This window comes from Frankia sp. AiPa1 (genome assembly GCF_023243075.1).
Taxonomy (GTDB): Bacteria; Actinomycetota; Actinomycetes; order Frankiales; family Frankiaceae; genus Frankia.
Window position 1 is genome coordinate 118649 of the sequence record NZ_JALKFZ020000003.1, and the last position, 19823, is coordinate 138471.

At 69.6% G+C, this 19823-nt stretch carries 16 protein-coding genes; 9 read left to right on the top strand and 7 right to left on the bottom strand.

Annotated features, from left to right (window positions below):
- Together serA and MXD95_RS02700 are read right to left on the bottom strand one after the other, a co-directional pair.
- Positions 1-1212 (bottom strand): phosphoglycerate dehydrogenase, encoded by a 1212-nt coding sequence (gene serA / locus MXD95_RS02695; RefSeq protein ID WP_251077683.1) that lies wholly within the window; start codon positions 1210-1212, stop codon positions 1-3.
- Between the two features lie 178 nt (positions 1213-1390).
- The gene (locus MXD95_RS02700) at positions 1391-2344 is read right to left on the bottom strand and encodes an SGNH/GDSL hydrolase family protein (RefSeq protein WP_250638897.1); all 954 of its coding nucleotides are present in this window, start codon (positions 2342-2344) and stop codon (positions 1391-1393) included.
- Between the two features lie 526 nt (positions 2345-2870).
- Between MXD95_RS02700 and MXD95_RS02705 the strand changes: the two genes are divergently transcribed.
- On the top strand, positions 2871-3704 hold the full coding sequence (locus MXD95_RS02705; RefSeq protein ID WP_250638898.1) for a crotonase/enoyl-CoA hydratase family protein: 834 nt from the start codon (positions 2871-2873) through the stop codon (positions 3702-3704).
- A gap of 56 nt (positions 3705-3760) precedes the next feature.
- Here MXD95_RS02705 and MXD95_RS02710 read toward each other — a convergent pair whose 3' ends face one another.
- Complete coding sequence (locus MXD95_RS02710; protein ID WP_250638899.1) at positions 3761-5053, bottom strand: GDSL-type esterase/lipase family protein; 1293 nt, start codon at positions 5051-5053, stop codon at positions 3761-3763.
- Between the two features lie 305 nt (positions 5054-5358).
- On the opposite strand from MXD95_RS02710, the gene MXD95_RS02715 reads away from it, so the two are divergent.
- From MXD95_RS02715 to MXD95_RS02725, 3 genes are all read left to right on the top strand, one after another.
- On the top strand, positions 5359-6144 hold the full coding sequence (locus MXD95_RS02715) for a TetR/AcrR family transcriptional regulator (RefSeq protein ID WP_250638900.1): 786 nt from the start codon (positions 5359-5361) through the stop codon (positions 6142-6144).
- Between the two features lie 388 nt (positions 6145-6532).
- On the top strand, positions 6533-7447 hold the full coding sequence (locus MXD95_RS02720) for an RICIN domain-containing protein (RefSeq protein ID WP_250638901.1): 915 nt from the start codon (positions 6533-6535) through the stop codon (positions 7445-7447).
- Between the two features lie 88 nt (positions 7448-7535).
- On the top strand, positions 7536-7823 hold the full coding sequence (locus tag MXD95_RS02725; protein WP_250638902.1) for a hypothetical protein: 288 nt from the start codon (positions 7536-7538) through the stop codon (positions 7821-7823).
- Positions 7824-7951: 128 nt separating this feature from the next.
- Here MXD95_RS02725 and MXD95_RS02730 read toward each other — a convergent pair whose 3' ends face one another.
- Complete coding sequence (locus tag MXD95_RS02730) at positions 7952-9064, bottom strand: CobW family GTP-binding protein (protein ID WP_250638903.1); 1113 nt, start codon at positions 9062-9064, stop codon at positions 7952-7954.
- A gap of 366 nt (positions 9065-9430) precedes the next feature.
- Here MXD95_RS02730 and MXD95_RS02735 point away from each other — a divergent pair, with 366 nt between their 5' ends.
- A complete protein-coding gene (locus MXD95_RS02735; RefSeq protein ID WP_250638904.1) occupies positions 9431-10453 on the top strand; it encodes an Acg family FMN-binding oxidoreductase in 1023 nt (340 codons plus the stop codon).
- Between the two features lie 70 nt (positions 10454-10523).
- Here the strand turns inward: MXD95_RS02735 and MXD95_RS02740 are convergent, their stop codons facing one another.
- Both MXD95_RS02740 and MXD95_RS02745 read right to left on the bottom strand, forming a co-directional pair.
- Positions 10524-12944 (bottom strand): phosphoketolase family protein, encoded by a 2421-nt coding sequence (locus MXD95_RS02740; protein WP_250638905.1) that lies wholly within the window; start codon positions 12942-12944, stop codon positions 10524-10526.
- 323 nt (positions 12945-13267) lie between these two features.
- The gene (locus tag MXD95_RS02745; protein WP_250638906.1) at positions 13268-14203 is read right to left on the bottom strand and encodes an SAM-dependent methyltransferase; all 936 of its coding nucleotides are present in this window, start codon (positions 14201-14203) and stop codon (positions 13268-13270) included.
- Between the two features lie 687 nt (positions 14204-14890).
- Here MXD95_RS02745 and MXD95_RS02750 point away from each other — a divergent pair.
- The 4 genes from MXD95_RS02750 to MXD95_RS02765 all read left to right on the top strand — a co-directional run bounded on the left by MXD95_RS02750 (position 14891) and on the right by MXD95_RS02765 (position 19338).
- Complete coding sequence (locus tag MXD95_RS02750; protein WP_250638907.1) at positions 14891-16600, top strand: serine/threonine-protein kinase; 1710 nt, start codon at positions 14891-14893, stop codon at positions 16598-16600.
- Between the two features lie 378 nt (positions 16601-16978).
- On the top strand, positions 16979-17170 hold the full coding sequence (locus MXD95_RS02755; RefSeq protein ID WP_250638908.1) for a hypothetical protein: 192 nt from the start codon (positions 16979-16981) through the stop codon (positions 17168-17170).
- A gap of 138 nt (positions 17171-17308) precedes the next feature.
- Positions 17309-18166 (top strand): NAD(P)-dependent oxidoreductase, encoded by an 858-nt coding sequence (locus tag MXD95_RS02760; protein ID WP_285223493.1) that lies wholly within the window; start codon positions 17309-17311, stop codon positions 18164-18166.
- An 89-nt stretch (positions 18167-18255) separates the two neighbouring features.
- A complete protein-coding gene (locus tag MXD95_RS02765; protein WP_250638910.1) occupies positions 18256-19338 on the top strand; it encodes an S-(hydroxymethyl)mycothiol dehydrogenase in 1083 nt (360 codons plus the stop codon).
- 74 nt (positions 19339-19412) lie between these two features.
- Here the strand turns inward: MXD95_RS02765 and MXD95_RS02770 are convergent, their stop codons facing one another.
- Positions 19413-19754, bottom strand: coding sequence for a cupin domain-containing protein (locus MXD95_RS02770; protein ID WP_250638911.1), 342 nt, complete (start codon positions 19752-19754; stop codon positions 19413-19415).
- Positions 19755-19823: the final 69 nt, after the last annotated feature.

Consider the following 19823-nt stretch of genomic DNA (forward strand, 5'->3'; position numbering starts at 1 on the left):
TCAGCCGAGCAGGCGGACGCGGACGGTCTCGGGCATGGCGGCGAGTGAGTCGAGCAGCGCGGGCGGGTAGTCGACGGTGATGTCGGTCAGGGCGTAGCCGAACTCGCCGCGGGTGTCGAGGAGCTGGCCCTCGATGTTGACCTTGTGCTCGGCGAGCAGGCTGTTGATCTTGGCGAGGACGCCGGGGACGTTGCGGTGCACATGAGCGATGCGGCGGCCGCCGGGGCGGGGCGCCAGGGACAGGTGCGGCAGGTTGACGCTCATCGTCGTGTTGCCGTCGTGGGCGTAGTCCCGCAGCTTGCCCGCGACATAGTGGCCGATGTCCTGCTGGGCCTCCTCGGTCGAGCCGCCGATGTGCGGGGTGAGGATGACGTTGGGCAGCCCGCGCAGCTCGGAGCGGAACTCGTCGCCCCGCCCGGCCGGCTCCTGCGGGAAGACGTCGACCGCCGCGCCGGCCAGGCGACCGGACTCGATGTGCGTGCGCAGCGCGTGATGGTCCACCACGAATCCGCGGGACAGGTTGAGGAACAGACTCCCAGGCTGCATCTGGGCGAACTGCTCGTCGCCGAACATCCCGAGGTTGCCCTGGCGCCCGTCGACGTGCAGGGTGACGACGTCGACCGTAGCGAGCAGCTCGGCGAGGGTCGCACAGCGCCGCGCGTTGCCGAGCGCCAGCTTGTCGGCGGTGTCGTAGTAGTAAACGCTCATTCCCAGCGCCTCGGCCAGCACCGAGAGCTGCGCGCCGATGTTGCCGTAGCCGACGATGCCCAGCCGCCGGCCGCGGACCTCGTGGGCCGCCTCGGCCGACTTGTCCCAGAGGCCGGCGTGCATGCCGGTGTTCTTCTCGGTCAGCCGCCGGGTCATCGCGATGATCTCGGCGACCGCCAGCTCCACGACGCTGCGGGTGTTGGAGAACGGCGCGTTGAACACAGCGACGCCCCGGTCGCCGGCGGCGCCGAGATCGATCTGGTTCGTGCCGATGCAGAACGCACCGACCGTGAGCAGGTCGGAGGCCTCCTCGAGCACCGCCTCGGTGACCTCGGTCTTCGACCGGATCCCGAGCAACTGCACCCCCGTCAGGGCCTTGACCAGCGCCTGCTCATCGAGCGCGCGGTCGATGGTCTCGACGCTCACGCCGGCAGCCGTCAGGATCGCTGTGGCATCGGGATGGACATTCTCAAGCAACAGTGCGCGCACGGCGGACGCCCTCATCGGCCGGTGACAGTACGCCCGTAGTCTACGGAACCCTCGACCGTACTCCCGGCGGATGGCAGGTGCGCTTCGATGACCGCCACCCCCCGGCCGCCGGAGGTGCCGGAGATGCCGGAGATGCCGGAGATCGGCGGACTTCTCGGCATGGTGAGCCGGACGGCCGCCGGTCGGACGGTCGTCAGGACGTCGGAGCCTCGCGAGCGGCCGGGGGAGGCTTCAGCGGGGTGCCGGCGAGGGTACCCACGATGGCGGCGATCGCCTGCTGGCCCCGCGGCAGCGGGTGCCCGTTCTGACGCAGACTCAGGAACCCGATGCTCGGTTTGAACTGGACCTGGACAACCGGAGCGACCCAGGAATCACGGGTGCACAGTTCGTGGCCTTTCAGCGCGTCCGCCACGGAAATGAAACGCGCGCCGCCGGCGATCGCGGCACTTCGAAGGCGGCGATCAAGGTAGTCCTGTATCTGATTCAGGTGGACGAGCTCGTCAGGTTTCAACCACCAGCTGCATGCTGCCAGGTCCGAGTAGTTCCGGGGAAAGATCCGTGGATAGCCGACCACGACTGCGCGGGCCCGTGGAGCCGCCCGCCGGATGGCGGGAATCACCTCACGCCGAATACGGTCGACCACGCCGTCGATCGTTTTTTCCTGCCGTTCCGGGTGTTGTAGGCAAGTGATCAGGACGCAGCTGGCGAGGACAGGGCCGAACCCGGCGTCGTTTCCGCCGATGGTGACGGTCACCAGGCCGACGGGCGTCCTCTTGTTGATCTGTGCGAGCCGAGTCACCTGGGGGGTGGAATCGGGCCCGACGGGATACTGGCCGACCGACAGGAGATCATCGACCACGGCGCCGGCGCAGGCGACATGATCACTAGCGGTCATGCCGCCGCCGGAGCTACCGACGCCGACCAGGCGCGGCCAGGACTGCGAGCTACGGTCGCACTCATCGAGAATATTCGCGGTGCCATGATCGAACGGCGGATTGGCCTCGCCGGACGAATAGGAGTCGCCCAGGGCCACGTAGGTGCCGGGTGTGCTCGCGGACGCAGTCGTGGCCCCCATCATGGAGAGGCCGGAGAATCCCATCGCCATCACGGCGACCAGGGTATATCCGCGTAGGTTCCACCGGTGCATGCGACGATTCCCGTCCGATTCCCATCCGATTCCCACCGAAGAGTTCACCGTGAAAGGATCGTAGCAGGCGGAGCTCGGATCTGCCCGGAATTCTCGCTTCTGTCGGGGTAATCGGGGGAAAACATCCGGCCGATGCAAACGTCCAGGTCAAAGCGTCGGAACAGGGCCAAGGCGTCCAGGTCAAAGCGGCGGAACAGGACCAAGGCGTTCAGGTCAGCCCAGGTGCTTGAGGGCCTCGCGGCGGGACAGGGGCGACCGGGCGTCGCCGCGGGTCGTGCCGAAGCGGCGGCCTCCGCGGGGTCCGTTCGTGCGCACTGGACGACCTGGTCGACGTAGTCCCACCAGGCACCGATCGTGATCATCTCGTCGTGCGGATCTGGGGCGGGAACCGGCTCGGCGTCTCCTCCAGCGCGATCCGGCCAGGCTCGCGTGGTCGATCGCCAGAAAGTGACTCACAGCGTCCGTCTGGTCGATATTGGTCTGGTCGATAGTGGCGTCGGTGGTGTCGTCGACGAGGGGACGGTTCATGGCCGAACGGGTGAGGGTCGAGGTCCGGGACGGGGTCGCCGATGTCCGGCTGAACCGGCCGGAGAAGCTCAACGCACTCGACGGGCCGATGTTCCAGGCCCTCGTCGACACGTGCGGAAGCCTCGGCGAGCAGCCCGCCGTGCGGGCCGTCGTGCTGTCGGGGGAGGGCCGGGGCTTCTGCGCCGGCCTCGACTTCGCGGCCTTCGAGACGATGGCGGGCGACCGCGCGGCCAGTGCGGCACTGGCGGATGGCGTGCGCGCCGCCGGCCGGGGCCTCAACCTCGGCCAGCGGGCGGTCGCATCCTGGTCGGACCTGGAGATTCCAGTGATCGCCGCGATTCACGGGCCGTGCCTCGGCGGTGGCCTGCAGCTCGCGCTCGGCGCCGACCTGCGCATCGTCGCGGCCGACGCGTCGCTCGCGGTCCTGGAGATCCGGTGGGGCCTGGTGCCGGACATGGGCGCGACCCTCGCGCTCACCCAGCTGGTCGGGGCCGACGTGGCCAAGGAGCTGTGCTGGACCGGGCGCCGGCTGACCGGTGCGGAGGCGGTGCGGCTTGGACTGGCCACCCGGCAGGCGGCCGACCCCCGTGCCGCCGCGCTGGAGCTTGCCGCCCGGATCGCGGCCAATAGTCCGGACGCGATCCGGGCCGGCAAACGACTGCTGAGCCGGGCCGCCCAGCGCAGCCCGGCCGAGCAGTTGGCCCTCGAACGGCAGGAGAGCAGCGCGCTGATCGGCAGCCCCCATCAGATCGAGGCCGTTACCGCCGCCTTCGAGAAGCGCCCGCCGGTCTTTCGGGACCCCGGTGAGCGCTGGCGGGAGGGCCGTCCATGAGCCTCGCCTGATAGCGCGCCGGCCAGGAGAGACCGCGAGGTGCCGACCTCGCGGGATTACTGAGTGGCGGCGGCCGGTGTGCAGTCGGTTGCCGCCAGCAGGTCGAGCGGCACCGTCTGCGCCATCTTCTGGTAGCCGGCGAGGCTGGGGTGCAGCTTGTCCGGGCTGGCGTAGGCCGCAAGCAGCCGCGATGGCTGGGCCGGGTCGCGCAGGGCGGCATCGAAGTCGACGACGCCGTCAGCGAGACGCTGGCCGCGGATCCAGGTGTTCACCTCCTGCCGATATTTCTCGCTGTTGGGGGCGGTCGCGGTTCCATCGACGAGGGCGTTGGACGCGGGAGTTATGGTGCCGAGCCAGACCTTCAGCCCCGCGGCGTGTGACTTCTCGACAAGCTGCGTGTAGCCGCTCTCCAGCTGCTGGGGAGTCACCTTGTTGCCGAGTCCCAAATCATTGATCCCCTCGAGCACAAGAATTCCTGCGACCGCGGGGATGCTCAGGGCATCCGACTGGAACCGGGACACCCCGCTGGGCCCGTCCATGAGGCCGAGGCTGCCCAGGAGCTGGTTTGATCCGATACCCGCGTTGACGACTGATATGGGCAGGCCCGCGGCGGTCACCCGGCGCTGAAGTTCGTCGGGGTAGCGGCCGTTCTTGTCGGCCACGGACTTGTCCGCGGGAATACTGCCGATGCTGCCACCGACGAAGCCGTCCGTGATGGAGTCGCCGAAGGCAACGACCGACCGGGCGCCCGCGATCACGTCGACACCGTCGACGTACAGCCAGCTGAGCGTCGTGTGCGAGAAGCCCGACCCGCTGGTCTGCGCCGTCAGGTCACCGGAGCCCGCGCCTGCGTAGTAGGAGGTCGCGTTCGCGTTCCAGTGCTTGGTGACCGAGGTGGTGGAACCGGCCAGGTAGATGCTGACCGACAGCGGGGTGAAAGCCTGGAACGTGAGCGCCACCGGATCGCTGACGACGTCCTGGCCCTTGGGCGCGATCACCGACCTGGCACCGCCGAAGGTCGCGGTCACCGGAGATCCGATGGCGGCGCCCTCGCCCTGTGGCGCGATGGTGACGTGCGTGAACGTCACCGGAGCGGAGCCGAAGCGGTTGCTCAGGTGAACCCGTATCGAGGATCCGCCCAGGTGCGGCGTGATGACCATGCGAATGGTCTGGTTGTTCAGCTGGTTTGGGAGGAGACCCAGCGAGGCGTCGAACGGGACCTTGCCGTCGGTCGGGCTCGCGGCCCATGCCGCGACCCACCGCGGTGACGGACATCCGCTCGCGTCGCTGGGGCCTGGGCTCGCCTCGGCACTGGACGGGAGTGCCCCGACCAGAACAGTGGCCGCCATGGTTAAAGCCGCGGCAACGATGCCGGCCGCAATTTTTCGGGTTCTCATCTGATGTTCCGTTCTCCAGGACTCGGCCCGTTCTCGTCCGGCCGCGCTGGGCGGAACCAGGAAGCAGAAAACGGGAGCATGCTCGACTGCCTGAAAGTGCCGTCGAGATGACCAGAAAGATTCAGGGGAAAGGCGTCCCGGCAGCAGGTGACCATCGGACTCCTCCATTTGGATCACATGACCGCGGTCGCGGAACGGCCCAGCGACTCGGTCGTGTTGACCTTCCGCCCTGCGAAGCAGGAGCGTAGGGGGCTGAAGTGAGACTGGAAAGTAGTGGGCGATCTCACTATCGCCAGATATGCTGGCGGGCACCCTGCCGCATTTCTGCGCGGGGCGGCGACATCGATGATCGCCAAATCCGGCGTACGGGGCCGGAGGCTCGCAGGCCCCGCTGTGCGGGTAGTGTGGGATACATGTCACAACGGCGGCAGCGTCTCACGACAAGGTCGACGCGCCGCGATGCCCATCGCAACCGGGAGGCCATTCTCCGCATCGCTGACGAGGCCTTCGCGGATGGTTCCGACCTCGTGCCGTTGGACGAGATCGCACGCCGTGCGGGACTCGGCCGAGCAACTGTCTACCGTCATTTTCCTGATCGTTATGCACTTGCCGCCGCAGTGGCGACGGAGTACATGGACGCACTGTACGACGCGGTCGACGCCACGATGGACGGGCGTCGTGACTTCCGCGGAGTGCTTCGATGGGTGTTGGCCACGCAGGTGTCGATGCGTCCGCTGGTCACCCTCATGGCGGAGTTACCGGTCGCCGAGCAGCGTCAGTACACCACCTACCTCATCGCCATCCTGACGCCTGCCTTTGACCGGGCGCAGGCCGATGGCCTGATCCGTCCCGACGTCAGACCAGCCGATCTCGCGTGGATCATGAAGATGCTGATCACCGCGACGGACGTCGATGCGCTCACCGGCGCCACGGCCGGGGTGGCAGGCGGCGACCCGCATGAGGCGATCGATCGAATCATCGACGTCATCCTCGACGGCCTCTTCTCCCCGCCGCAAGCTCGTACCAGCGGGACCACGAGATGAGGCGCCGTGGCAGAACGTCCCTGCGCCGAGCCCGAAGGTGTACATCCGGCGAACCTCTGGTGGCTGTCGGCAGATCACTCTGGAACCAGAACCTGTATTCCGCGTGATGCCATGACCGTGGCAGGTTGGTTCGACCGGCGGGGAAGAACTGCCGATCTGGTCGCACGAGGACTTTGACCTGCGATGATGCGCCTCGCATAACCGCGGCGAACATCGTTGGTGGCCGCGAAGGCCGAGACGACGGGCGCCTGGCGTGGGCTGGTGTCCCGTGCCGAACTCACGGTTGTACCCGGCCGCGCGCCATTATTCTGCTGCCTTGTGCAGGTAGCGCCTGGCCTCGGGCGCGGCGGGGGCTCACCTGGGCGACCGTGTGGAGGAGCTGGGCGTCATGAGCGAGCGGTACGGCGAGAGGCATGTGGCACCACGGGCTCGGCCGGACTCCTCGGGCGGCCGAACCGCCGCGGAAATGCGCGGTGGATATCTCCGCCGGCCCATTGTCCGAGGACTTGTTGCCGCGGGATATCTGGCGCTTGTCGGCGTGGTGTTCCTGGTCGCCGCGAAGGCCGCTGGCAACGCGTCGCGCCCCCCTACCGCCCAGGGCTCCGGATCTGCCCCGGAAGCCGGCGGCCCCGCCGCCCCCGATCGGACCCGTACCCCGGTCGACGCGGACGGGGCGCTCCCATCCGTCACGCTGACGCCGACCGCCACCGCTTCGATCGCCCATTCCCCCACCCCCACCCCCACACGGACCCCGGCCACACCCGCACCGGCCGGCACCGCGCCGCTGGCCCGCGGCACCGCGCGCCCGGCGACACCGACCCACCACGCGCCTGCGGCGGCTCCCGTGCCCATGGCGCCGCAGCCCGCGGCAGCCCCCGCGCCAGCCCCCGCCCCAGCGCCAGCCCCCGCCCCCGCGGCGCCGCAGCCGCAGGCAGGCGCCGGTCAGGTCACATTCGTGGATCTGGCGACCGGCTACTGCCTCGACAGCAATGCGGCTGGCTCGGCCTACACGATGAGTTGTAACGGCGGGAACTACCAGAAGTGGAACCCCTTCGGCTATGGCACCGTCACTTTGGTCGATGTGGCGACGGGGCTGTGCCTTGGCGGCGGTGCCAACGGTGCCGTCGCCACCTGGGCGTGCGGCGGAGTCTCGCTCCAGCAGTGGAAGGTGGGCGCATCGGTGCACGATGCCGTGACCCTGGTGAATGCGGTAACCGGCCAGTGCCTGGACAGCAACGGGGGTGGTTCCCTCTACACCATGGCCTGCAACAATGGCTCCTACCAGCGCTGGTTGTGGTCATAACGCGGTGGACCTCTTCGGCCCGCCGTAAGTGCTATTGTGCGCAGCGTGTCGGGTTGCCCGAAAAGGTGGGAGGTCGAAGGGAATGCATGTGAACGGCGAGGCTACCTGGCTGGTCTGTAAGGTCGGCTGCATTGAGTGCGGCGTGATAGAAAATCCGGCGCTTGCGCTCATCGGCATATTCGGGGATGAGGAGCAGGCCATGGCGACCGCCCGGGGCGAGGCGCAGACAATCGCGCGGCGCTGGGGAATGACCAACCCCGACGAGCCCTATGCCGTGCGGGCGACCGAGATGCCTGGCTCCCGGCTGGGGGCCGGCTGGATGTGGACGCCCGCGGACCATGAACAGGTCTTTGCGGTCCGGATCCCCTCCGGCTGAGCTCGGGCTGGCTGAGCCTGGGGCCGCCTGCTCGGGCTCACCCGGTGCCGGGATCGCTCTGAGTCCTGGTCGCTGCGGTCCGCGGTCGGCCTGCCTGTATACCTCGGGCTCAGGGCGACGTCACCGGGTCAATGGCCCAGGCGTCGGTACCGCGCGAGCCGGCGGGCGCCCTCGGCGTCCGGGCGATCGACGAGGGGCTCGAGTACTGCCGCGAGACGGGCGCGGACGGCGTCCTGGTCGAGATCCGTGCCGATGGCGACCAGGCCGCGGGTACCGGCGCCGGTGGGTCTGGCCGCGATGTGGATCTGCCGTCCCACCAGGTTGACCACGTGGTCACGCTGGCTGTGGCCCGTGCTCACGGTGACGGTGCCCTTGAGGCGGTAGACGTTCGTCGGCGGGCTCTCCAACAGGTCGACCAGCCGGCCGGGGTCGACCGGACCGGACGCCGTCACGGTCACAGCGCTGACCTGGGGATGCCGCCCATGCACGTCGGCGCGGTCGTCGTGGTCATGGTCATCGTGGTCATGGTCGTTGTGGTCATGGCCGAGGCCAGCCCGGTCGAACGCTGAGCCGCTGGCGAGATCCTCCCTGGCCAGGGCTGCGAGCGGGAGCTCGTCGACAGGGTCGTACGGATGTGCCACATCGAAGACGAGGGCCGGGTCGAGCCGGCCCTGGCTCGTGGTGACGACCTGGACGTGGGGATTGCTCGCTCGGATCCGGGCGGTGATCCGCGCGATGGTCGCGACCCGCTGCGCCGGCGGGATCCGGTCGGTTTTGTTGATCAGGACAAGTGAGGCGGACACGAACCGGGCCGGTGCCAGCCCACCCCGGTCCACCGTGTCGAAGTAGGCCGCCGCGTCGACGACGTCGATGAGGCCGCCGGGGCGTACTCGCTTCACGGCGCTGAAGCGGATGAGCCGGGCCAGGTTCGGCGGGTCGGCCACGCCGCTGGCCTCCACGATCACCGCGTCGAGTCGAAGCCGCGGCCGGGAGAGCTTCTCCAACGCCTCGTCCAGGCCGTCGGTGTCCGGTAGGCAGCAGACGCAGCCGCCCGCGATCGAGGCTGGCTCGTCGATCTGTCCGGTGACCAGCGCGGCGTCGACGTTGATCGCGCCGAAGTCGTTGACCACCACCCCGAGCCGTGCCCCGGGCGCGGCCAGCAGATGGTTGAGCACAGTCGTCTTACCCGCTCCCAGGTATCCGGTCAGCGCGATCACCGGCACCCGTGCGCCTGTTCCCATGCCCACCTGCCTCCTTCCGCGGCCATGATCCCGTGACGGTGACCCGCCGGCGCGTCGACTTTCTCGTACCGCCGACGATCCTACGATCTGCGGATTCGGACGGAATATGCGGTGGCGACGGAGGGAACGACGCATAATCTGTGCATCGGAGATGCCACTTTTCTGGCGATCCCGACCTCACGGGCGTCCATGCATTCCGGGATGGGGCGAGCAGCCCGTCCCGACGGGACGATCGTCCTTCGAATGGGCACCTTATGGAAGGAAGACCGGTCGCGGACGGATCGAGATACTGACGTAGTCCGAACAGACCGCCCTGGCGGCGGGTTGACCGGAGTGTGCCTGCCGGACGGCGAGGGGAGCGAATACATGGTCACGGACACGACGGTCCTGTCCAGCGATCTGGCCCGGGTGGCGGTGGAGGCGGCGGTCCTTGCTCCGTCAATCCACAATTCCCAGCCGTGGCGCTGGCGCTTGCGTGACGACGTCCTGGAGCTGTCGGCGGACCTCGCCCGGGCCGCGCCGGTGGCCGACCCGGACCATCGGCAGCTGGTGATGAGCTGCGGCGCCGCGCTGTTCAACGCCTGGCTGGCCCTGCGCGCCGCCGGAGTCGCGGTGGGTGTCGACGAACTGCCGGACGGTCCGGACATCGCGGCCGGCCGGCTGGCCGCGATGCGGGTCGTGGGTTCCTGCCCGCCGGCGTCGGGGGATGTGGCGCTGGCCGTCGCGATGCGTCATCGGCACACCGACCGGCGGCCCTTCGACCCGGCCGAGCCGCCGGTCGAGCTGATCCATGGGCTGCGCCGGGCGACCGAGGCGGAGGGCTGCTGGCTGGTGTCGTTGACCCGGCCGGACGCGCGGGTGGAGCTGTCAGTGGTGCTTGCCCACGCCGACTGGATCGAGACGCACGACCCGGCCTATCGGGCGGAGCTGCTCCACTGGAGCCGCGATGACCCGGAGGCGACCGACGGGATTCCCCGTGGCGCCGTGATCGGTAGCGATACGCCGCGTCAGTCGGAATTCCCCCTGCGTGACTTCGACGTGGTCGGTGAGGCCGGCCAGCGGCTGCGGGAGCCCCGGGTCGAGCGGCCCGGCGTCCTCATCCTCGGCACGGACGGGGATGGTCCGGCGGCCTGGTTGCACGCCGGGCGGGCGCTCGGCCGGCTGCTGGTCATGGCGACCGCGGCGGGTGTGGCCGCGTCGCCGCTCGGCCAGGCAATCGATCTGGAGGCCACCCGCACTCTCGTACGTGAGGCCACCGGCGGGTTCGGGATGCCCCAGATGATCTTGCGCGTGGGTTACCCGGACCTGGCCGCCACGCCCCTGCCGCCGACCCGGCGTCGTCAGATCACCGAGGTCCTCGACCTCGCCGACGGTAGCTCCGCGGACTGAGCTGATCCCGTGGGCCACGGGATCAGCCCCGTGGCCCACGGCTACGCGTCGGAAGCCCGGCGGCGCGCCGTCAGTCGGTCTGGTCGCCGCCCCAGACCCAGTCGCGGATCTCGGGGAGATCCTCGAAGTGTTCGCGGACGTGGGCGTGGTGCCGCTCGAGCTGGGCTTCGCAGTAGGTGACGAGCCGGTCGGTGCCTGGGTGCGTCGTGCGGGCGAACTCCACGGCAAGGCGGGCCAGGTGGTACCGACTGACGTTGTTGCGCACGAGCATGTCGAACGGCGTCGTCGTCGTGCCCTGCTCCATGAAGCCGCGCACGTGGAAGCGCTGCGGATCTGTCCGCCCGTGCAGCAACTGGTGGACGGCGCGGCTGTAACCGTGGAAGCCGACGACCACGTCGGTCTCGTTGGTGAACAGCGCACGGAACATCGGGCTGGAGAAGCCGTGCGGATACTGGTCCGGCCGCAGCAGCGCCATCAGGTCGATGATGTTCACCACCCGGACGGTAAGGCTCGGCACGAACCGGCGCAGCAGCTCGGCGGCGGCGAGGATCTCCATGGTGGGCACGTCGCCGATGCCGGCCAGCACGATGTCGGGATCGCGCCCGTTGCGGGTCTCGGTGCCGGCCCAGTCCCAGACCGAGCCACCGCGGGCCGCATGCTCGGCGGCCTCGTCCGTGGTCAGGTACTGCAGGTGCGGCTGCTTGTCGGCGACGAGCAGGTTGACGTGGCCGCGGCTGCGCAGACAGTGGTCGGCCACGGACAGCAGGCTGTTGGCGTCCGGCGGCAGCCAGACCCGCACCACCTCGCCGGACAGCGACACCGCGGTGTCGATGAGACCAGGGCCCTGGTGGGAGAAGCCGTTGTGGTCGTTGCGCCAGCAGGTGCTGGTCAGCAGCACGTTGAGGCTGGGGACGGGCGCCCGCCAGGCCAGCCGGGCACCCTCCTGGAGCCATTTCGCGTGCTGGATCAGCATGGACGCCGACACCATCGCGAACGCCTCGTAGGTCGCGAACAGCCCGTGGCGGCCGGTCAGGGTGTAGGCTTCCAACCATCCTTCGCACAGGTGTTCGGACAGCACCTCCATTGCCCGGCCCTCCGGCGAGACGCGGTCGTCGCGTGGGTCGATCGGCGCGACCATGCAGCGGTCGGTCACCTCGAGGATCGCGCCGAGCCGGTTGCTGGTCAGCTCGTCCGGGCTGAAGACCCGAAAGGTGGTGGGGTTGTCGCGGTAGATGTCACGGAGCAGTTCGCCGAGCGGGCGGGTCGTCTCGTACGGGTCGGCGCCGCGGCGGGCCGGGTCGATCGGCAGCGCGTAGGCCCGCCAGTCCGGCAGTGTCAGCGGGACGGTGCGCAGGCCGCCGTTGGCGTAGGTCGTCGCGCCCAGCCGCAGCCGCCCGCGCGGTGCGAGAGCCGCGAGGTCGGGAACGAGTCGCCCGGCGTCATCGAACAGTTCCTCGGGTCGATACGAGCGCAGCCAGGCGTCCAGCTGGGCCAGATGGGCCGGATTGTCGCGCACGCCGGCGAGGGGAACCTGGTGGGCGCGGAACGTGCCCTCGACGAGCACACCGTCGACCTCGTGCGGGCCGGTCCAGCCCTTCGGGGTGCGCAGCACGATCGCTGGCCAGCGCGGGGTCTCGCGGATCGTCGCGCCGGGGGCGCGGGCCTCGGCCTGGATCCGCCGGATCATCTGATGTGCGGTGGCGAGCGCGTCGGCGAAGTACCGGTGGACGGCGGGCACGTCGTCGCCTTCGACCCACAGCACCTGGTAGCCGTGCCCGGTGAGCAGGGTGCTCACCTGTTCCCGGCTGCGCCGACCGAGCACGGTTGGATTTGCGATCTTGTACTGATTGAGGTTGAGGATCGGCAGGACCGCCCCGTCGCGGGCCGGGTTGAGGAAGGAGACGCCCTTCCAGCTGCCCTCCAGCGGGCCCGTCTCGGCCTCGCCGTCGCCGACGACGGCGGCGACCAGCAGGTCCGGATGGTCGAAGGCCGCCCCGAAAGCGTGCGCGAGCGCGTAGCCGAGCTCGCCTCCCTCGTGGATCGACCCCGGGGTCGGTACCGAGACGTGGCTTGGGATTCCCCCCGGGGTGGAGAACTGGCGGACCAACCGGACCAACCCCGCCTCGTCCGCCGACACCTGCGGGTAGATCTCCGAGTAGGTGCCCTCGAGGTAGGTGTTGGCCACGAGCGCCGGCCCGCCGTGCCCGGGGCCGGCGACGTAGAGAGCCTCCTGGCCGGTCAGGGAGACCAACCGGTTCAGGTGGGCGTAGATGAGGTTCAGCGCCGGCGAGGTCCCCCAGTGGCCGAGCAGGCGGGGCTTGATGTGCTCGGGGATCAGCGGCTCGCGCAGCAGCGGATTCGCCAGGAGGTAGATCTGGGCGACCGTCAGATAGTTCGCCGCGTTCCAGTAGGCGACCAGCCGGTCGAGGTCCGGTCCGGTCAGCTCCGGCAGCGCGCCGTCCCGGCCGACGGCGTCGAGAGTCGTCGTCATCGTGTTATCCCGTCAAGGTCGTCCGTGTCGTCCAGGTTGTCCGTGTCGTCGTGCCGGTCCACCAGCTGTGGCTGACAACCGTCCATGGTGGCCAACTCTGGACCGTCGCGCTGCGTGGAACGACGGTCAGAAGTCCCACACAGTGCGGACGAACGTCAGGCCCATCGGTGCCGATGAGCCTGGTCGCGCCACCAGACGGCGGCGTGTCGGAGCGAGGGATGCGGGCCGCTTCGGTAGGCCGCCCGTGCTCGTCCCGGTTCCACGGAACCGGGACGAGCACGTTTGACAAGGACAGACCGGACGGACCTCCGCCGCAGGCGGCGCTAGGCCTTGCGCGCGACGGCACCGTAGAAGCTGACCTCGCCGTCGGTGAGGTCGCTCCGGACGTCGGCGTCGGGGCGCCAGCGGTGCACGGTGCACAGGCCGGGGTCGAGGACCTCCAGCCCGTCGAAGAAGCGCAGGATCTCGTCCCGGGAACGGGTCTGGGCCGGGATGCCGCTGGCCCGGTAGGAGGCCGCGAGCCGTTCCATGCCGTCGTCGTAGTCGGCGGTGGCGTGCGTGATGGTCAGGTAACTGCCCGTGGGTAGTTCCCGCACCAGCTCGTCGACCAGGGCGAACGGGTCGTCGGCATCTGGAAAGAAATGCAGTATCGCCAGAACGGACAGCGCGATCGGCTGGCTGAAGTCGAGGGTGTCTCGCAGCTGCGGGGCGGCGAGGATGCTCTCGGGGGAATGCAGATCGACGTCGAGGTAGGCGGTCACGCCCTCGGCAGCGCTGGTCAGCAGCGCGCGGGCGTGAGTGAGCACGATGGGGTCGTTGTCGGCATAGACGACCCGCGCCCGCGGGTCGACTCCCTGGGCCACCTCGTGCAGGTTCGGGCTGGTGGGGATTCCGGTGCCGATGTCGAGGAACTGGCGGATTCCGGCCGTGCTCGCCAGATGGCGGATCGAGCGGACCAGGAAGGCGCGATTCTCTCGGGCCGAGGTGCGGGCGTTCGGGAAACTCGCCAGCGCCCGCTCGGCCGCCTCGCGGTCGGCCCGGAAATGGTCCTTGCCACCGAGGTAGTAGTCATACATCCGGGCTGAGTGCGGCTGATCGGTCTTGAGGTCAACGGCGCGATGCTCGCCCGACGGCGATGTCCACCACTTCCCGGCTCCCAGCTTCCCGATCTCCGGCACGACGGGGGCTGGCGGGCTGGCCAACGCCGGGGCGCTCTCGGTGCCTGGGCTCGGGGACTCCGGTGGCTCGCCGTTGATCATTTTCGGCGCTCCTCTGCTCGCATATCAGGATCCGGGCCCATACCGGGACCTTCCGTCTGTCACCCTAGTGGCGTCACCCGTCCGATCGTCACCCACACCGATGAACTGCCCACCGAACCGATGCTCGGGGCGTCCGAGCGGGGAACGTCGACGCCCCTGACCTCTTGACAGGACGGCAGCGCGGGGAGCCGTCAGTGCTCGGCGCCGATGACGGCCGGGCCGGGCAGATCAGCGAAATGACGGGTACTGCGGGTCAGCAGGGGGCTCCGTAGTGGACGGCGCAGGCCGCGATCCACAGGTCGTTTGCGTGCGTCCGCTGGCGCAGGGGATGACCCCGTCGATGAGCCGTGTGCCGTAACCGTGCCCATACTTCAGGTAGCTGCTCGTCGAACGGGACCAATGGCTCGTTGGCGATGCTGGCAGCATCAATGCGCACCCGGACCGAAGGCGGCAGCCTGCCTCTGCCGGCCGCGGCTGACATTCGGCACGGCCACTCGGCCACTCGGCCGGACCGAGCCGATTCCCGGAATGATCGTGCAACGTCTGCGGGCGATTCCGCTCGGGCGCTGTCGTCAAACAGACGTTGTGGTCGGACATCGGACGCACATCGAGCGCACTGGGGACGGCCAGGCACGGTTCCTCCGTGGGACCATGCCCTCGGACTATCTGTGGGTGGGGGCTGATGTGATGACTCAACGTCGGCTGATTGACCGGCGGTACGAACTGGATGCGTTGCCGCTGGCCAAAGGCGGAATGGGCGAGGTCTGGACCGGTCGGGACGTGAAACTCGACCGGGAGGTCGTGGTCAGGTTCGTCCGCTTTCCAGGCGGCGAGCCCGATGAGGATCTCGCGCGTCGATTCATTCGCGAGTCGCGGATCACCGCCCGGCTGGTGCATCCTGGTATTCCGCCTGTGTATGACGCGGGAAGCCACGAGGGGCGGCCATACCTCGTCATGCAGCGGATTCATGGCCTTAGCATCGCCGATCTGGTCGCCGAACAGGGGGCGTTGCCGGTCGGCTGGGCGGCTGCCATCGGCGCTCAGGTCGCCTCGGTTCTCGCCGTCGCGCATCGGGCCTCGCTGGTCCATCGCGATCTCAAACCAGCGAATCTCATGCTCGAGCCGGATGGCACGGTGAAAGTGCTCGACTTCGGCCTTGCGGTGGGCCTCGATCGGACCGATCTCTCGAAGATCACCGTCGCCGGACAGCATCTGGGCAGCCCCGCCAATATGGCGCCCGAACAGGTCCTCGCCGGGCTCAGTACTCCGGCCACCGACCTCTACGCACTCGGCGCGACGTTGTTCGAGATGCTCACCGGCCGGCGCCTGTTCGGCGGCCCGTCGTCCTACTCGGTGATCCACCGCCAGGTGGAAGAGATTCCGGCGCGCGTGGCGATGATACGAGCCGGCGTGCCCAGCGAACTCGACACGCTCGTCGCCGACCTGCTGCGCAAGACTCCGGACGAGCGGCCCTCGGGTGCCGAGGAGGTGTACGAGGTGCTGGCGCACGCGGCAGCGGACCTCGCCCCCCTGCCAGGAGTGGTCGACTCCGCTCCGTACAACCCGGTCCGGATGTACGCCCGGATCACGGCTCGCGTCCATCCGCACACAGCGTCCATACCCATCGCCGCGCTGCCCGTCGTCTCGTCCCCTGCGGTCGCGCCCATCCCCGCCGCCGAGGCTCCGGCGACATCCAGGCTCTCGGCCGCGACCGAACCCATCGCCGGGTCGGTGCGGGAGGACGGTGCGACGAGCGCTGACGCGGCTGTGGTCGGCGGAATTGTGGAGGAGATCAGTCGGGCGGAACTGCGACGGACTCTGGACGAGGCCCGCTCGCTGGCCCGCGCCGCCCGGCACAGCCAGGCGGCCGGGATCCTTACCGAAGCGGTGGACCTGGCCGCGCGGGCATCGGGGATGGCTGGCACACAGGTGTTGGCGCTGCGGATCGAACTCGCTGACGTGCAGTTCGAAGGCGGTGACTTCCGCCGGGCCGCACTCAGTTACCAGCTACTGGTGGACGATCTGAGCCGTCGCGACGACCGAGACAGCGAGCGTCTGCTGAGTGTCCGCATCCGCGAGGCCACCTGTCGGGCCATGATCGGGGATGTCGCGCGGGCCCTGGCGAGCCTTGGGGCTCTGCTGCCGGACCAGGAGCGGATGTTCGGCACGGATGACCCCCGGGTCCTGGAGCTGCGCCGGCAGATCGGTCTGCTGCAGCTTGGCGCCGGCCAGCGGGCCGCCGCGGCCGAGACGCTCACCGCACTGCTCGCCGACATCGTGCGGGTCTGGGGACCACTGCATCCGATGGCCACCGCGGTCGGCGAGCTGATCCCTGACCCCAGCCTGACCGCCACTGCGGCCGCCCAGGCCGCTCCCGGAGCCGCACGGAGGTCCTGACCAGGCAGCACGGCGCGAGCGGGAAGGACTGGGCGGCACCCGCGCGCGGGAGAAGCCGGTCGTGCGGTGGGATGGTGTCCGTAGCCCACCGCCCGACCTGTTCGGCGACACTTGACAGCACGATCTCCTGCCGGCATTATCGAATGTATGTTCGATGTCATGGGAGTTCGTGGCCTGCTCGGGCGTGACCTGCTCGGGCGTGACAGGCCCGGGCGTGACAGGCCCGGGCGTGATCGGTTCGCTGTCCAGCCGCATTCCCGGACCGCACCCGAGGGCCGCCCCCGGTCCGTCGAGCGGCTCCCCACTCAGCGGGCTGCCGTCGAGTGCGCTGTCCGGCCGGCCTGGGCCGTGGGCAGCCTGCCCCCGAGCGTGGCCCGAGTGGCTGCGCGCACGAGGCTGTCCGCTGAGCTGCTGGCAGCGCTGCTCGAGGTCGACGGCCGCTCCCGGGCGACCCTCGATGACATGGAGCGCGCCGACGCGATCGCCGACGCGCTGCTCGCCCGCCGCCGCCTGCGCGCCAGCCAGCAGGGTGCCAGCCAGCAGGGTGCCGAGTTTGCCCGGGCGGTCTGAACCACTTTCCCGCGACAGGGCGGCAAGAGCAGGATGAGGCCGGAGTCTTTTCTCGGCGTCGGGTCGGCCTGGCCTCAACCCGGGCCGCAGCGCGGGCTCGGGTCGAGCGGATAGCGGCTCACCGGGCACCGCCAGCGAATGGGGGCGCGCGTGAAGGTCGGATTCGTCGGTGTCGGCAGTATGGGCCGGCCGATGCTCGAGCAAGTGGTCCGAGCCGGGCATGAGGTGTCGTTCTACGCCCGCCGGCCAGACGTGGCCCATGAGGTGGCCGCATGCGGGGCTGCCAGCGCGCCGTCGCTGGCCGAGCTCGGAGCCGGCCTTGATGTGGCAGTGGTGTGTGTCTTCACCGATGCGCAGGTGCGCGAGGTGTGCGGCGGTGCCGAGGGGCTGCTCGCCACACTGCCCCCGGGCGGCACCGTGGTGATCCACACGACGTGCCGCCCCGAGACGCCGCCGGCGCTGGCCCAGGCCGGTCACTCCCGCGGCATCACCGTGCTCGACGCCGGGTTCAGCGGCGGCCCGGCGGATGCGGCCGCCAGCCAGATCACCCTGCTGGTCGGCGGCGAATCGGACGTGCTCGAGCGGGTCCGCCCCGTGCTCGCAACGTATGCGGCGCCGATTCTGCACGTGGGCGGGCTCGGCGACGGCCAGCGGGTGAAGCTCGTCAACAACGTGCTGTTCGGCGCGCAGGTCGCGCTGGTCGCCGAAGCGGAACGGATCGCCCGCGACCTGGGGATCGATCCGGCCCGCGCCCTTGAGGCGATCAGCCACTGCAGCGCCGACAGCTACGTGCTCGGCGCGGTCCGCGCGGCCGGCTCCTCGGATCGTTTCCAGGTCGTCGCCGGCCGCTACATCACCAAGGACGTGGCGACCGCGACGGAGCTCGCCTCCGCGGCTGGCACCCACCTCGGTCTGCTTGCCACCGTCACCGAATCCCTCCGGGCACCGGCCGGGTCCCCGGCGCCGCCCGAGACCACCGCCACCGCTGTTGGTTGACTGGCGGCGCAGGCGCGCGATGGCGCAGGGTGAGGGCGAGCGCATGGGAATCAGGTCCCGAAGTGCTCTCAGCGTGAGAGGAGACGGCGGTGCAGGAGGTTCGTGGGGTGATCGCCCGGAGCAAGGGCGCGCCGGTCGAGCTGGCCACGATTCAGGTTCCAGACCCCGGGCCCGGGGAGGCAGTGGTCCGGGTGCAGACCTGCGGGGTGTGCCACACCGACCTGCACTACCGCGAGGGCGGCATCAACGACGACTTCCCGTTCCTGCTGGGCCATGAGGCGGCCGGCATCGTCGAGACCGTCGGCGACGGCGTGACCGACGTCGCGCCCGGCGACTTCGTCATCCTCAACTGGCGGGCGGTCTGCGGCACCTGCCGGGCCTGTCTGCGCGGGCGGCCCTGGTACTGCTTCAACACCCACAACGCCGCCCAGCCGATGACACTCACCGACGGCACGCCGCTCGCCCCCGCACTCGGCGTCGGTGCGTTCGTGGAGAAGACCCTCGTCCACGCCGGCCAGTGCACCAAGGTCGACCCGGCGGCGCGCCCGGCGGCCGCCGGGCTGCTCGGCTGCGGGGTGATGGCCGGCATTGGCGCGGCGATCAACACCGGCGGGGTCGGCCGCGGCGACTCGGTCGCCGTGATCGGCTGTGGCGGGGTTGGTGACGGCGCCATCGCCGGTGCCCGACTCGCCGGCGCGTCGAAGATCATCGCGGTGGACACCGACCCGCGCAAGCTGGAATGGGCGAAGGGATTCGGCGCCACCCACACGGTGAACGCGAAGGAGACCGACCCGGTCGCCGCGATCCAGGAGCTCACCGGCGGGTTCGGCGCCGATGTCGTCATCGAGGCCGTCGGCCGGCCCGAAACCTACAAGCAGGCCTTCTACGCCCGCGACCTCGCCGGCACGGTCGTGCTCGTCGGTGTGCCCACCCCGGACATGATCCTGGAACTGCCTCTGCTGGACGTGTTCGGCCGGGGCGGCGCGCTCAGGTCGTCCTGGTACGGCGACTGCCTGCCGTCCCGTGACTTTCCCCTGCTCATTGACCTCTACCAGCAAGGTCGCCTCGACCTCGACGCCTTCGTCACCGAGGAGATCCCGCTGGACGGTGTCGAGGCGGCATTCGCAAAGATGCACACCGGCGACGTGCTGCGCTCTGTCGTCGTGCTGTGACGTCGTCGTGCTGTGACGCCTGGCGTGCGGACGCCAGGCGTGTGGTGCCGGCCGGCCGAGGCCGGCGGGCGCGGTCAGCTCGGTGCGTTCTCCTGCTCGGCCTGGCCGTTGAACACGCCCCGGTCCGCTGCTCGCTGCATGGCGTCCATGCAGGACACCAGCGCTGAGGCGGGGTTCAGCTCAAGAATGTCCGCCGGCCCCGGATAAATGAGAACGTGTCCGGCGGGAAAGAAGTACACCTCGCCGGCCTTCGCCTCCTCGTCCGGCCAGTCGGTGTTCGGATAGACGGCGCGGATCGACCCGCTGAAGACGTAGCCGTAGTGCGGACAGATGCAGACCCCGCCCGGCATGCCGCCGACCCGGTACATGTCCGTGCAATCGAGCGGGGCATCGATCACAGTGTGGCCGATTTCCATGTCCCCCCACTGCTCCGATTTGAACGATAACCCGGCGACCGGCCAACGATCGGCTCCGGACCTGATCTC

Bases quoted from the DNA above. Each gene is read 5' to 3' on its own strand.
- MXD95_RS02730 (WP_250638903.1), bottom strand. From the start codon at position 9,064: ATGGGAACAGGCGCACGGGTGCCGGTGATCGCGCTGACCGGATACCTG.
- MXD95_RS02710 (WP_250638899.1), bottom strand. From the start codon at position 5,053: ATGGCGGCCACTGTTCTGGTCGGGGCACTCCCGTCCAGTGCCGAGGCG.
- MXD95_RS02735 (WP_250638904.1), top strand. From the start codon at position 9,431: ATGGTCACGGACACGACGGTCCTGTCCAGCGATCTGGCCCGGGTGGCG.
- MXD95_RS02750 (WP_250638907.1), top strand. From the start codon at position 14,891: ATGACTCAACGTCGGCTGATTGACCGGCGGTACGAACTGGATGCGTTG.
- MXD95_RS02740 (WP_250638905.1), bottom strand. From the start codon at position 12,944: ATGACGACGACTCTCGACGCCGTCGGCCGGGACGGCGCGCTGCCGGAG.
- MXD95_RS02760 (WP_285223493.1), top strand. From the start codon at position 17,309: ATGGGGGCGCGCGTGAAGGTCGGATTCGTCGGTGTCGGCAGTATGGGC.
- MXD95_RS02745 (WP_250638906.1), bottom strand. From the start codon at position 14,203: ATGATCAACGGCGAGCCACCGGAGTCCCCGAGCCCAGGCACCGAGAGC.
- MXD95_RS02720 (WP_250638901.1), top strand. From the start codon at position 6,533: ATGAGCGAGCGGTACGGCGAGAGGCATGTGGCACCACGGGCTCGGCCG.
- MXD95_RS02700 (WP_250638897.1), bottom strand. From the start codon at position 2,344: ATGCACCGGTGGAACCTACGCGGATATACCCTGGTCGCCGTGATGGCG.
- MXD95_RS02705 (WP_250638898.1), top strand. From the start codon at position 2,871: ATGGCCGAACGGGTGAGGGTCGAGGTCCGGGACGGGGTCGCCGATGTC.
- MXD95_RS02770 (WP_250638911.1), bottom strand. From the start codon at position 19,754: ATGGAAATCGGCCACACTGTGATCGATGCCCCGCTCGATTGCACGGAC.
- serA (WP_251077683.1), bottom strand. From the start codon at position 1,212: ATGAGGGCGTCCGCCGTGCGCGCACTGTTGCTTGAGAATGTCCATCCC.